Consider the following 14,017-nt stretch of genomic DNA (forward strand, 5'->3'; position numbering starts at 1 on the left):
CTATCTCCAGGTGAGGCCCGATAACGGGTATGAGAGAGAGGAGCATGTGATGAAGCGCACGAACCAGATGGATCTGTTCGCAGTCTCGGAGCCGGCAGAGGTCTATGCCTTCCCTGGAAAGGGGGGTGGAGCCCCGAGCCAGCTCAAGCAGGAAGAGGACGCGGTGATCGAAGAAGCTCTGCGGATCATCGAAAAGCGGTTCTATGGCAAGTACCAGGACTTCAGCGTGGTGTTCAACCATCCGCATATAGCTCTGGACTACCTGACGATTCGCTATGCCACAGTACCTTACGAGGTCTTCGCTGTTAGCTGGTTAGACTCGCAGCACCGGCTCATCAAGCACGAAGTGCTGTTCAACGGTACTTTGGACTCCGCTTCAATCTACCCTCGAGAGATAGCCCGTCGGGCTCTTGAGGTGAACGCTGGGGCGGTAATTCTCACTCACAATCATCCATCAGGATCGATTGAACCGAGTGATGCAGATCGTCGTATCACCCAGCGCATCCAGGAGGCGCTTGGGCTGATCGACGTGAGAGTGCTTGATCACATCATTGTGGCAGGCACGGAATGCACGAGCTTTTCAGATCGAGGCTTGATGTAGCGATTGCGGCACAGCCGCTTCATAGCCCCTCTGGCAACTTTGCTGGAGGGGTTTTTTCATAAAGAACCCCTTCCTTCGAATACTATTTCCAAGGTGTTTTTTATTGACGACTGAAGGTTTTTGGTCTAGACATGAAAACAACCCCTAAAAAAGTACTATCTGATGCCCTTCGCACATAAGGTCCAAGTCCGCTACGTGGATGTGGCTAGCGGTAATGTTTACTTGTTGCCGGCTGTTTATACTGAAAGTGGAGTGATTGCATCCCACCTCAGATACTTGGCCTGGTTCAGTTACAAAAGTGAATCTTGGAAAGAAAGGTCAGTTTTTTCACTTCGGCTTTTGATTTCTTATATAAATTCGTTGAGTGGCGAGATTAGAGCCATTGACTTATTGAAATCATTCACCCGTTCTTTAGTAACAGGGACTATTGATTATGAAAGCTGTAACGACCCTATGGGGTTGTTCTGGCCCCCGCGTTCAACATTCGATGTGAACAATATTTTGTTTCATATAACACACTATACGGATTATTTGGCCAGGCAGCCTGAATATGAGGCCGCTCGTATAAATCCATTTTTAAAAGCAACGGGTTATGAAGAAAGGTTAAATTGGTGCGCATACTATAATAGAAATGCCAATGTTTTTCTCAATCACTTAAAGAAAAGAGCGGACGCCTATTTGGAAGTTGGGCGAACGAGAGCCGTGGCAGGGTATCGCGATCCTAAAATAGATAACGATAAGGTGGTTAAATTTCCTGATGACATGGTGGATGTTCTTTTGCAGGAAGGGTTTAGCAACTCTGGGGGAGTGAACTACAAATATCAACTAATGACCATGTTAATGAACTATGGGGGGTTGAGGAAGAGTGAGTTATTTCACCTTTACGTTTCAGATATCACTGTGCACCCTGAGCGAAGGGACGAGGCACTGGTTAGGGTGTATCACCCAGAGTATGGGAAGTCACCACTGCCGGATTATAAAAATAGAAGAGAATATCTTCTTGCAGAGACGCAATATAAGCCAAGAAATTCTTACCCGCTAAGCGAGCGGCTTCATGCAGGGTGGAAAGGTGCTCTTCTTACAAGCAGTGCTGGTTTTTTTGAGGTGATTTTTAATCCACCTAGCATGGCGAAAACCTTTTTAGCAGTTTGGGTGAAGTATCTAAAATACCAAAGAATGGAGCCTGCTGCCAGCTTCCACCCATTTGCATTTACTAAAAAAGATGGCGGGCCTGAAACCTTAAAAAATTTCCAGCGCGCTCACAAGAGAGCCGTAGAAAAGATTGGCTTGGTATGTAAAAAAGAGTTCGGCACGACCGAGCATGGACACAGGCATGCATATGGTTATAGAGCTAGAAAATTTGGTTTGAGTCGGGTTGAAATACAAAAATCCATGCATCATAGAAGCCCTGATTCTTGCCTGGTTTATATTAAGCCAACCAATGAAGATATAAGAGAAATAATGCGAGGTGTTGCTGATGAAGATGCGTAAGCTTAAGATGCTTAATGTGGATGAGGATGTTCTTAAGCTACCTAAAGCGAATTTTTCTCTGCACGAAATGAAGCTTCTTTGCAAGAAGCATGGGATTAGCAACTCTTCTGAGTACAAGAAGCGATATAAGGAAGTCCCGGGATTGGTTGCTCATCCGGAGAGGATGTTTCCGGATGAGTGGGTTAGCTATAATGATTTTTTTGACATCCCAGAATTCTATACCTACGAAGAAGTTGTTTATAAGATTAAAGGGAAGGGGATAAGGTCTCAGTCAGAATATAAGAAGTATGTCAAAGACCTCGGCGACCCCAGATTTCCATTTGACCCACAAGGCGCGTATGCAGAAAGCTGGAAAAACTGGTACAAGTTCTTGGGGAAAGAAGAACCATTCAATGTAGAGTTTATCCTGCCGGAATTTAAGCAGTGGCGCGTAAAGATAGATGAGTTTATGAGGCAGGCGCTGGGGGGAAGCTCGAAAAAATCCTATCTATGTAGGTTTGTGAGAGTTTATATTGAGAGGCATGATGGAAGTAAAAGTCCTCAGGAGTTTCTAACAAAGCAAAAAGTAAATATAAAACCATTTAGAGATGAGCTGGAAAAGTTCTCAACAGACAATATGAGAAGAAATGTCATACTGTCAGTAAATGAATTTTTTGATTATATCATCGGGTCTGATTTGACTGTGGAGGATGAAGAGACTGGAGAAGTGTTCAGGCTGATGGATGCCCGAAATCCATTTGAGTTTATGTTGACCGACTCTTATGTGTCTTCGCCTGGAAGAAGCGAGTCAACCAAACCTTGTCTTCAGTATCACTTTGTCAGGAAGGCCCAGTCATGGATTATTCCAGAGTCAGCTAGAAGTTTTCGTGACCTTGCACATCTTCATGAGTTCGATTCGGACTGGGTGAAAGTAGAAAGACATATTATTGACAAAGATGACCCAGACTGCGTTTACAAGAAAGCAGGGCCTTTCTGGTATCTATGGGTTCCGACAGACTGGGTGCACACCTTTGCTTTGACAAAGGTTCCTCTTCGAGGAAGGCAGATCGCTTATAATGATTCGGGTGAGGCTGACGAATATATACCTGTAATTAAGGATGCTGGAGGAGTGGCGTGGGTAAAGAATCATGCCGAAATGGCAGGGATGACTAAGTCGCAGTCTTTTGTTAAGCGCTATCCCGATGACCAGATTGGGATGTTTGTTACAACTAATAAGACATCGTCCAATAATGGCGGTTACTCCATACCATGGATGCCGGAAGATCTTGCATACTGGTTGATTAAGTTGAGAGAGTGGCAGGCTAAATATAATCCTGTCGCTTTTCCTACCAGCTGGTCGCGGTGCAAGAGAACCAACTTAAATGAAATTCAGTTGAAGTCAAAAGGTGTCAACTGTTTTTTATTTAGGGCTTTTGAAGATGTTGAGCCAAAAAATGTCGGCACGGCTTTGACGGGCAGGTTGGCAGCTGCCATTTATCATATACAACCATCGCATCTTAGGCTTTCAGAGCTGAGTGGGCTGCCTAATAATATATCTTGTTATAAGTCTCCATACACCCCTCATTCCATGCGGGTGAGCTTGATTACAGCTTATGTTATGGAAATGGGGATGCCGGTTGAAGTTGTCATGAAGGTCGTGGGGCACTCTTCGATCGTCATGTCGATATATTATTGCAAAATATCCCATGGGGAAATAAGGCGGCGATTGGAGGAAGGCGAGAAGATTGCGCTTCAAGCCGAGGTGGAAGCAATACAAAAAACAATTGAGTCCAATAAAATTGAGTCGGTAAAGAATCAGTTGGTTTCTAATAATGAAGACCTTCTGATGTCGCTAACCAATAGTGTGCCTGCAGGAAATTTTGTATTCAGAGACTATGGTATTTGTCCATTTGCTGCCTCACGCTGCGATGATGGAGGAGATCAGGTCGGCGCTACAAGAGTACGGGCTCCGGTGCCCATGGGGTATTTGGGAATGCAGAACTGTCTTAGGTGCAGGCATTTCATCACAGGACCGGTTTTTCTGGGTGGCTTAATGTCGGTTGGGAACGAGATTTTGTTCGTTTCGAATAAGCAGTCTGAAAAATGTATGCGGCTCCAAGAAGAAATCTCCACAATCACAGAAAGGTTGGAGAAGATAGATCGAGATGAGTATATTGCAAATGCAAAGGGCATGAGTTTTGATCAGGCTGAGAGAGTTTCGCTTGAGGCAGAACAAAGAAAGCTGGAGTCAGAGTATGAGAGTGCAGCAAAGAAAATGGACATGTTCCTGTGCGATTTGCAGTCCTGCTATAAGTTAATCAGGATGTGCGTGTCAGCTGTCAATGGTGTCTCTTCTGATGCAGAGGATGGTATTTCTCTGATTAAGATGCCCGATTCCGAAATGGAGATAGAAATGGAGGAGGTCTCTTACTTTCAGCAACTGCATGAGATTTGCGAGAATGCAACAATCTACCATTCGGCTGATGCAGCCGTTGCAATAGCGCCGAGGTCTCAATTGTTGGACCGAATGTCGGTTTTTAATGAGTTGCAGCCGAGCCTTTTTATGTTGACGGATGAGCAGCAGCTTAAAGTTGGTAACCAGGTAGTCGGTTTTTTGAGGTCACGGCTGAAAACCTGGGAAAGAGTTGGCCAGGTCGTTGACTGTTCAGTGAGGCTAGACGAGCTGATGGAGGAGGAGAGAATTGATAGGTCGGAGCTTTCTCTGATTCTAAAGCCTCAGCTATTAAACGAGACGGGCTGCTAATATGAAAAATGAAGATCTTTTGTTGAAGCTAAAAGAAGACGCTACGCCTAGAACCAAGAAGACGCTTGATGCAATATATGAAGTGTGTAGTGAGCAAATGGAGAGAGGTGTTAGTGATTTCTCTATAGTAACTATATCTAGGCTGGGTGCCAAGCGAGGAGTTCCGAAGCCACAAAGCATTAGGAACAAGTCTGGAGAAAAATATCGCGCCCTCATAGAATCCTTTTCTGATATGGCCGGCGGCAATGTTAAGCGTCCCTCGCCAAGCGCTGATGACTGGGTAGAGGAGATTGCGAGTGCTAAACATAAGCTTCTTGTTAGATCGCTTCTTTCCGATCTAAAAAATGCTAAAAACAAGCTCAATGAAATTATTCCTCCGGGTAGTAGAATAGACGTATACGATCATAGGTCACAGCAAGCGGGCGAGGAAGAGAAGCTCTCCCAGCAGGAGAGAAGAGCGCTGGAATATCTGATATCCAATGAGTTTGTTGGTAAGTGGAATTTTCGCGCTACTGAGTTTGGTGAGGTTGTGGATGATGGTGGTCAGGTGGTATTCAAAGCTGCTACAATCGATGCTATTAAAAAGGCTCTAAATAACTTGTAGGTCAGCTATGAAGAATCCACTTGTAACAAGAGAGGGCTATGAAAGCCTGAAAGAAGAGCTTGACTATCTTTGGAGGGTGGAGAGGAGAGAGGTTACAGCTAAGGTGACATGGGCGGCCGGTCTAGGCGATAGGTCGGAGAATGCAGATTATCAGTATAACAAGAAGCGACTTAGAGAAATTGACAGGAGGGTCAGGTATCTACGGAAAAGACTGGATGAGCTTAAGGTGGTTGATTATCATCCGGATCAAGCGGGTAAGATTTATTTTGGCGCCCACGTGGTGCTTGTTGATGACGATGGCAGGGAGATGAAGTTTCGGATTGTAGGTGTTGACGAGATCTATGGAAAACAGGGGTATGTTTCAATTAATTCGCCTGCGGCTAGAGCCTGTTTAGGTAAAGAAATCGATGATGAAGTGGAGATCGTAACTCCGGATGGGCGGAAGCTATGGTATGTTGAAAGCTTTTCTTATAACAGATGATCATTTTAAGGCTTTTATCTGCGAGTCCTTGTGAATACTGACACCTATGACTTCCACTACGACTCCGACCTCATCGGCGGCTCGCTGATGGTCCGCGAAAGCCGCATCGTGGCGGAGTGTTCTGGTCAAGTCGTAGCGGACACTTTTATTAAGCTGCTTCCGCGATTTTCTCGATCTCCCTCGGCGCGTGGTAGCCAAGGGTCGAGTGGAGCCGGCAGCTGTTGTACTCCATCTCGATATAGGTCACGACGTCGCGCCTCGCTGACAGGCGGGTCCAGTACCGTTGCCCCTCCAGCCATTCGCTTTTAGAGAGCCGAAGAAGCGCTCCATGATCGCATTGTCCCAACAGTTCCCCTTGCGGCTCATGGAGGACAGGAACCCGTGCTTAACCAGTCGTTCACGATACGCACGGGAGGCGTACTGGCTGCCGCGGACGCCCTTCTAAGTGTCAAGTAGCGATTTGCGTCTGATTGATCTCGCGGTAACGGTGGCGCAGCACGTAGTACAGCTCTCGGGCGATGTAGCGTTTCAGACAGCGAATAGCTTCCAGCTTGGAGTGCCCCTCCGTCACTCGCCGGGAGACATACGCCTGGGTTGTCGCATCCAGGCGCAGCCGCCCGATGGCGATGATATGCAGAGCACTATTGGCGGCTCTGTCGCCGCCCCGATTAAGGCGGTGGCGCTGTGTCTTGCCTGAAGAAGCGGGTATCGGGCTAACACCACATAGCGCCGCAAAACTGGCTTCTGAACCAATACGATCCGGATTGTCGCCCGCCGTGATCAACAACTGTGCAGCTGATTCATAGCCTACCGCCGTTCGCGACACCAGCTCTGGTGCCAGCTCATCGACGATGGCCTTGATCATGACATTCAGATCGGCCACCTCGTCATGCAGCTCCAGGTAGCGCCGGGCAAGAGATTTCAAAGCGATGCGGTAGGCCACTGTGACGTCCCGATAGCCACTTAAGTCGGGGCGCCATGCGGCCAACGTCCGAATCAACTGCATCCGCGTCATATTCCTCAACTGATCGCGCAGCTCCTCTGGCGCGGAGATCACCTGGGTCTGGATCATCTGAAGCGCCACACGGCGAGCTGCCACGGCGGTCTTCCGGCAGACCTTCAGCACACGCAAGGCCTCGATCATGCCATCACGGGTCTTTGGGGTGACCGTACGAATGCCCGCGTAAGCCGCATGGGCAGCGTTCTCCGCATCGATGGTATCGTTTTTGCCCCGTTTGCGACGCACGGTCTTGTCGGGCGTGGTGACCTCCAGGGTAGCGATGCCGGTGCGCTGCAAGTAACGCAGCAGACCAGCCCCATAGGTCCCGGTGCACTCGATGCCTACTCGGCTCACTTCACCGAAGCCACGCATCCAGGCGAGCATGGCCTTGTAGCCATGCCGGGTGGTCGGAAAGCTGGCGGTACCAAGCACGCGATCGTGTTTATCCACGACAGCGGCCATATGCAGATCCTTGTGGGTGTCGACGCCACCGACAATGTCAGGGCGATCACGGTGATGCTGAGTCATGACGTCTCTCCAGGCTATCAGGTCAAGGTGGCTTCACCGAGTGCGATAGCCTGGACACGACAGTAACGAGACAGGCGTCAGGCCCTTCTTGAGTCACATGCATCGACGAGGTGAGCCCTCGCCGTCAGGTATTCCCGGATCACCGACAGGTCCGTGGAAAGACACACTACCCGGGTCGATCAGAGTGGGAGTCAGGAGATCCGAGAACCCTTACGGCACCGGGTCTTTCAGCATAGGTCGATCGCTGTGTGAGTCAGGTCAACCCCGGAACACCTGGCATCTCCCAGTATTACTATCCGAGTGGTGGAGCACGCCTCGGGGAGGTCGCCGGCGGCCAATTGCCATCTCCAGGGCGTCCAGGGTGAGTGATGTCTTCATGTGGTCGGCCATGGCCCAGCCGATGACCTGTCGGTCGTAGAGGTCCAGCACGGCCGCCAGGTACAACCAGCCTTCCAGGGTCCAGATGGCGGTGATGTCGGCCACCCACGCCTGATTGGGCTCAGGCACCGTGAACTGCCGCTTGAGCAGGTTGGGAGCCACTGGCAGCCCGTGGTCACTGTCCGTCGTATGCCGGTAGCGGCGACGCTGTCGGCAGGCAACACCGGCTTCCTGCATCAGGCTACGCGCCTGATAACGACCGACCGTATGACCTCTGCGACGGAGTTACTTGGCCATTCGCCGGCTCCCATAGCTACCACGTTTCTGATCGTGGATGTCCTTGACCTCCCGGTGCAGGCACTGGCGCTGCTCATCGGGTTCACGCTGACGCCAGGCATAGAAGCCACTGCGGCTGACGTCCATGACACGGCACAGCACCGCCACTGGGAAGTAGGCCTTCTCCGACTCGATGAACTGGTATCTCAGCTCGACTCTCTCGCGAAGAAGGCCGTGGCCTTTTTTAAAACCTCCTTTTCAATCCGCAACTTACGAACTTCTTCGCGAAGTTTCATGATCTCGGCATCCCGCTCATCTGCCTGGTCGTCAGTCACACCATCCTCCCGGTCACGTTGCTGGCGACACCAGCGATCCAGCAGGCTGCGATCGATATCCAGCCGCCTGGCAGCCTCGGAGATGGCATAACCCTCTCCTCGCACCATGTTGACCGCCTCAGCCTTGAATTCGTCGGAGTACCGACGTCGCGTTTTCTTGGTCATGAACACCTCCAATGCCTCCAGTATGAGGCTTACCGGGGTGTCCGCTCCAATTAGACCAGTTCAGGGAAATGCTTATCTGGGAGATATCTGGCTTACAGGGTTTGGATGCGGGCACCAACGAGCAAGACATTTACTTCCACCACCCGAGCCTGAAGTTGCCGGTCAGAGGGACTGGTGAAGGTCGAGGAGGCTCTGGAGCACAAGGTGCCGACGACATAGAGGTGGATACGGAGCAGGAACCGGATGAGGCCAAAGACAGGCAATCGATAGAACTACCGGTGGAGGATATCGTCTTCTCTAACTCCGCTACTACGAAGCTTGCTTACAATGGCAAAAAGGCTGGCATTCTAGGGCAGGAAGATCAGGGTGAACTAGAAGGCTACAATAACCCCAAGGTTTTGGGCATCGGCGATGACGTCATCGGTGGCAGCATCGCTCCGGGGGAATATCAGCAACTCGAAGCGGAAGAGAGGCAGTACTCAAACACGTTTTGTGATGCTCAAACAGATCATAAGACAGATAGCCGGGGAATCAGATGGAAAGCTGAGTCTTCTGGAGCTAAAAGTACAGCCGTTACCTCAGCTTCCGCGTTGTAGCTACCTGTCGGGTCCCGTGTGATTGACTACCCGCTTGGTAAATAACTCAGGACGCTTGGTCTGCCATTCCTTCATCATCGCAATCGGTGATTGATGGTGCAGCGCCTTCTGCGGGATGTGGTGATTGTACAGCCAGGTGTAGCGTTTGAGCGTCTGCTCCAGGTCCTCGCCTGAGGTATAGCGCCGAGTCGCCAGCACATCGCTGATACGGCCGTTGAAGCGCTCCACCATGCCGTTTGTCTGCGGTCTTCCCGGCTTGATCAGACGGTGCTCGATACCAAGGGCCTGGCACTCTTGGTCAAACGGGTGATTCCCGCTGGGCTTGCGCTCCCCCGCCCGCGTGAAGCGATCGGTGAATGACTTGCCGTAGTCGGTCAGTACCGTCTGGACCTGGAAGGGAGCCTTCTCCTCCACCCGCTTCATGAACGCCCGCGCATCCTTCGCGGACTGGCTGCGTCTCACCTCCAGATGGACCCAGCGCGTGGCGCGATCGATGGCGACGTACAGGTAGCGTTTTTGCTCCTCATCGGGCATCCGGGGCAGGTGCTTGATGTCGATGTGCACGTAGCCCGGCTCATAATCTTTGAAGGGCTTGTGCCGGGGTTTCTCATCGTCGCCCGCGTCCCGTCTAGACAGCTCTGCCAGTGTCGGCACCTCGCGCCGCTTGAGCATGCGATGCAGACCAGAACGCGACAAGCCAGGATTGAGGAACTCACGCGCCACGACGAGCAGATCATCCAGGCCGAGGCGCAGGAATTCGCGCGCCGCGATCAGCACCTCTTCCTGTTCGGAAGTGAGCGTGGCCAGCAGGTTGTGACGCGTGTGCGGTCGGTCCTGGACATCGTCACGGTACCGCCAGCGCCGGATGGTCGAGACGGCGACGCCGTACTGGCGTGCTAGCTCGCTGTCGCTGATGCTGGAAGGCGCTGCCTGGATCTCGGCCCGGATCTTCGGAGTGGTGGTCGCCTGTTTATGTAGCTTGATGTCCATATCCTTGCTCCCGGATGAACTCGTGAAGAAGCTCCTTGGCGGCCAGCAAAGGATAACTTCTATAGCTCATCTGATCATCCGGGACCCTACAAGTAGATGACTCTGCACCTCTCTCGCTTAGTCAGTCAGCGGACTTCAGCTTCACAAGCCTCAGCCGCAGCGCATTGGCGATCACGCTCACCGAGGAGAGCGACATCGCCGCGGCGGCGATGATCGGTGACAGCAGCAGGCCGGTGAAGGGGTAGAGGATGCCGGCGGCGATCGGTACCCCCGCGGCGTTGTAGACGAAGGCGAAGAAGAGGTTCTGGCGGATGTTGCGCATGGTGGCTCGCGACAACCGGTGCGCCTCGACGATCCCGGTCAAATCCCCGCGCAGCAGGGTCACGCCGGCGCTCTCGATGGCCACGTCGGTGCCGGTGCCCATGGCGATGCCCACGTCGGCGGTGGCCAGGGCAGGGGCGTCGTTGACGCCGTCGCCGGCCATCACCACCACGCGACCCTCGTCACGCAGGTGCTGCACCACGCGCCCCTTGTCTTCGGGGAGCACCTCGGCTTCCACCTCGTCGATGCCCAGGCGGCGCGCCACCGCCTCGGCGGAGGTGCGGTTGTCGCCGGTGAGCATGACCACCCGAATGCCGTTGGCCTGAAGGGCCCGGATGGCCGCCTCGGTGGTCTCCTTGACCGGGTCGGCGATGGCCAGCAGGCCCGCCAGGCGGCCGTCCACCGCGGCGAAGATCACCGTGGCGCCGTCGCCACGCAGCCGTTCGGCCTCGTCTTCCTGCTCGGCCAGGGCCACGCTCTCGCTCTCCATCAGCAGGCGGTTGCCCAGGGCGACGCGACGGCCGTCGACGTTGCCCACCACGCCCTTGCCATTGGGCGAATCGAACTCCGTGGCCTCCGTCGGCTCGACGCCATCCTCCTTGGCCCGCTCGACGATTGCCTGGGCCAGGGGGTGTTCGCTGCCGCGCTCCACCCCCGCGGCCAGCCGCAGCAGCTCCTGCTTATCGAAGCCCTCGGCCGGGCGCAGTTCGGTGACCCGCGGCTTGCCTTCGGTGAGGGTGCCGGTCTTGTCGACCACCACGGTGTCGACCTTCTCCAGGCGCTCCAGCGCCTCGGCGTCGCGGATCAGTACCCCCGCCTGGGCCCCTCGACCCACGCCGACCATGATCGACATGGGAGTGGCCAGCCCCAGGGCACAGGGGCAGGCGATGATCAGCACGCTGACCGCGGCGATCAGCCCGAAGGCCATGGGCGGTGCCGGCCCCCACAGCGACCAGGCGATGAAGGCCACCACCGCGACCAGGATCACCGCCGGCACGAAGACGCCGGCGACCCTGTCGGCCAGCCCCTGGATGGGCGCCCGGCTGCGCTGGGCGCTGGCCACCATCTGCACGATCTGCGACAGCATGGTGTCGCGGCCCACCTTGTCGGCGCGCATGATGAACGAGCCCTGGCCGTTGATGCTGCCACCGATCACGCCGTCGCCGGCCTCCTTGCGCACCGCCAGTGGCTCGCCGGTGACCATCGACTCGTCGATGTTGGAGCGCCCCTCCAAGACCTCGCCGTCCAGCGGCACCTTGTCGCCGGGGCGCACGCGCAGGCGATCACCCACCTGGACCTTGTCCAGCGAGATCTCCTCCTCCTGGCCGTCGTCGTCGATGCGGCGTGCGGTGGCCGGTGCCAGGTCGAGCAGGGCGCGGATCGCCCCGGAGGTCTTCTCCCGGGCACGCAGCTCCAGCACCTGTCCGAGCAGCACCAGCACCACGATCACCGCCGCCGCCTCGAAGTAGACCGCCACCGAGCCATCGGCCTGGCGGAAGGTCGCGGGGAAGATGCCCGGCACGATCGTCGCCAGCAGGCTGTAGATCAGCGCCGCCCCGGTGCCGATGGCGATCAGGGTGAACATGTTGAGGCTGCGCCGCACGATGGAACGCCAGCCGCGCACGAAGAAGGGCGCGCCTGCCCAGATCACCACGGGGGTGGCCAGCAGCAGCTGGATCCAGTTCGAGACCTGGGGGGCGATCAGGTGGTCGAGGCCGAACACATGGCCACCCATCTCCAGTACCAGCACCGGCAGCGCCAGGACCAGCCCGATCCAGAAGCGCCGGGTCATGTCCTTGAGTTCCTCGGAAGGCCCACTATCGGCGGTGACCGTCTCGGGCTCCAGGGCCATGCCGCAGATCGGGCAGTCCCCCGGCCCCTCCTGGCGGATCTCGGGGTGCATCGGGCAGGTGTAGATCGTGCCGGGCGGCGCTGGCTCGGCCGGTGTGTCGTCGCACTGCAGGTAGGCGTCAGGGTCCCGCTTGAACTTCTGCTGGCACCTGGCTGAGCAGAAGTACCAGGTCTTTCCAGCGTGTGAGGCGCGGTGGTCGGTATGGTGAGGATCGACCGTCATCCCGCAGACGGGGTCCGTGACCTCATGGGTGTGGTCCTGTGTCATGCTCCATCCTCCCTGCTGTGGCTGCCACTCGCGTCATGCGAATGAGCATGGTGGTCGGCGTCCTGCTCGGATCGCCGGGAAAGAAAGGCGTATTCCGCCACCAGGATGACGGCCATCGCGGCGGCGGCAACGTAGAGCACCAGCGGGTCGGTGGTGGCCTTGACCCAGAGGAAGCCTGCCAGCACCACCAGGTCGAGGGCGATCGCGGTCAGCAGGATGGCCGGGCGGGCCGCCACCGCATCGCGTAGATGCCGCAACACCCCCCAGTGAATGGCGATATCCATCACCAGATAGAAGATGATGCCGAGTGCCGCGATGCGGCTCAGGTCGAAGAACGCCGTCAGCATCAGGCCGAGCACGATGGTATAGACCAAGGTGTGCTTCTGGATGCTGCCGGGCATATGGAAATGGCGATGGGGCACCAGCTTCATCTCGGTCAGCATCGCCAGCATCCGCGATACCGCGAAGACGCTGGCGATGATGCCACCTGCCGTGGCCAGCATGGCGAGCAGGACGGTGAACCAGACGGCGGCCTCCCCCAGCGCAGGGCGTGCAGCCGCGGCCAGCGAGTAGTCCTTGGTCGCGATGATCTCCGTCAGCGACAGGTTGCTGGTGACGGCGAGGCCCACCAGCGCATAGATCACCACGCACAGGGCGATCGAGACGATGATGGCCCGGCCGACGTTACGGTGGGGATCGCGGATCTCGGCCCCGCTGTTGGTGATGGTGGTGAACCCCTTGAAGGCCAGGATGCCGAGCGCGGTGGCCCCCAGGAACCCGGAGACGCCGGGCGCCGGCGCCTCGGCCGTGGCCCGGATACCGATGGTGTCGGCCACCAGCACGCCCACCACGCCGAACAGGATGATGCCACCGATCTTGATGACCCCCAGCACCGACGCCACGCCCTGGATCAGCTTGTTGGCGGAGAGGTTGATGAGGAAGGCGGCGATCAGCAGGCCGACACCCAGCGCCGGCACCAGCAGCGACCGGTTACCCCCATCGAACAGCTCCAGGGTATAGGAGCCGAAGGTCCTCGCCAGGAAGCTCTGGGCGATCACCATGGAGAAGTACATCAGCAGCGCATGGAAGGCCGTGGGCAGGGTGGGCCCATAGGCCTTGTGAAGGTACATGCCGATGCCGCCGGCCGACGGGTAGGCATTGGACATCTTGACGTAGGAGTAGGCGCTGAAACTGACGATCATGGCCGCCGAGAGGAAGGCCAGGGGAAACAGCTCGCCGGTCATCTCGGCCATCTGTCCGGTCAGCGCGAAGATCCCGGCACCGATCATCACGCCGGTTCCCAGGGCGATGGCCCCGACGAGGGAGAGGCTGTTCTTCTGGTACTGAGGCGACCTGTCCATGCATCTCCTTGCGTGTCGATATGGGCGA

General features: G+C 55.4%; 10 protein-coding genes and 2 pseudogenes. 6 read left to right on the top strand and 6 right to left on the bottom strand.

Annotated features, from left to right (window positions below; translation table 11 throughout):
* Positions 1–49 precede the first annotated feature (49 nt).
* The 5 genes from FIU88_RS18455 (at position 50) to greB (ending at position 5,920) form a co-directional block, all read left to right on the top strand.
* Positions 50–601, top strand: coding sequence for a RadC family protein (locus FIU88_RS18455; RefSeq protein WP_152480415.1), 552 nt, complete (start codon positions 50–52; stop codon positions 599–601).
* Positions 602–763: 162 nt separating this feature from the next.
* Entirely contained in the window at positions 764–2,092 is a 1,329-nt protein-coding gene (gmtY, locus tag FIU88_RS18460; protein WP_152478282.1) for a gamma-mobile-trio recombinase GmtY, read from the top strand.
* Positions 2,079–4,835: a VPA1269 family protein gene (locus FIU88_RS18465; protein WP_216647298.1), complete on the top strand. Its 2,757-nt coding sequence runs from the start codon at positions 2,079–2,081 to the stop codon at positions 4,833–4,835. Before gmtY ends, FIU88_RS18465 begins: the two co-directional genes overlap by 14 nt.
* A gap of 1 nt (position 4,836) precedes the next feature.
* A complete protein-coding gene (gene gmtX, locus FIU88_RS18470; RefSeq protein ID WP_152478283.1) occupies positions 4,837–5,439 on the top strand; it encodes a gamma-mobile-trio protein GmtX in 603 nt (200 codons plus the stop codon).
* A 7-nt stretch (positions 5,440–5,446) separates the two neighbouring features.
* Positions 5,447–5,920 carry a transcription elongation factor GreB gene (gene greB / locus FIU88_RS18475; RefSeq protein WP_152478284.1) on the top strand — a complete coding sequence of 158 codons (474 nt, stop codon included), beginning with the start codon at positions 5,447–5,449 and terminating at the stop codon, positions 5,918–5,920.
* A 148-nt stretch (positions 5,921–6,068) separates the two neighbouring features.
* Here the strand turns inward: greB and FIU88_RS18480 are convergent.
* The 3 genes and pseudogenes from FIU88_RS18480 to FIU88_RS18490 all read right to left on the bottom strand — a co-directional run.
* Positions 6,069–6,352 (bottom strand): annotated as a pseudogene (locus FIU88_RS18480) (integrase core domain-containing protein); the annotation flags it as partial.
* A 16-nt stretch (positions 6,353–6,368) separates the two neighbouring features.
* Positions 6,369–7,448, bottom strand: coding sequence for an IS110 family transposase (locus FIU88_RS18485; protein WP_152478285.1), 1,080 nt, complete (start codon positions 7,446–7,448; stop codon positions 6,369–6,371).
* Between the two features lie 294 nt (positions 7,449–7,742).
* A pseudogene (locus FIU88_RS18490) lies at positions 7,743–8,602 on the bottom strand (IS3-like element ISPa133 family transposase); the annotation flags it as partial.
* A gap of 68 nt (positions 8,603–8,670) precedes the next feature.
* Here FIU88_RS18490 and FIU88_RS18495 point away from each other — a divergent pair.
* A complete protein-coding gene (locus tag FIU88_RS18495; protein ID WP_152478286.1) occupies positions 8,671–9,198 on the top strand; it encodes a hypothetical protein in 528 nt (175 codons plus the stop codon).
* Here FIU88_RS18495 and FIU88_RS18500 read toward each other — a convergent pair whose 3' ends face one another.
* The 3 genes from FIU88_RS18500 to FIU88_RS18510 form a co-directional block, all read right to left on the bottom strand.
* On the bottom strand, positions 9,199–10,188 hold the full coding sequence (locus tag FIU88_RS18500; RefSeq protein WP_152478287.1) for an IS481 family transposase: 990 nt from the start codon (positions 10,186–10,188) through the stop codon (positions 9,199–9,201).
* A gap of 121 nt (positions 10,189–10,309) precedes the next feature.
* A complete protein-coding gene (locus FIU88_RS18505; protein WP_152478288.1) occupies positions 10,310–12,628 on the bottom strand; it encodes a heavy metal translocating P-type ATPase in 2,319 nt (772 codons plus the stop codon).
* Positions 12,625–13,989, bottom strand: a complete 1,365-nt coding sequence (locus FIU88_RS18510; RefSeq protein WP_152478289.1) for an APC family permease — start codon at positions 13,987–13,989, stop codon at positions 12,625–12,627. Before FIU88_RS18510 ends, FIU88_RS18505 begins: the two co-directional genes overlap by 4 nt.
* Positions 13,990–14,017: the final 28 nt, after the last annotated feature.

The sequence above is a fragment of the Halomonas sp. THAF12 genome, from assembly GCF_009363675.1.
In the GTDB taxonomy this organism is placed as follows: domain Bacteria; phylum Pseudomonadota; class Gammaproteobacteria; order Pseudomonadales; family Halomonadaceae; genus Halomonas; species Halomonas smyrnensis.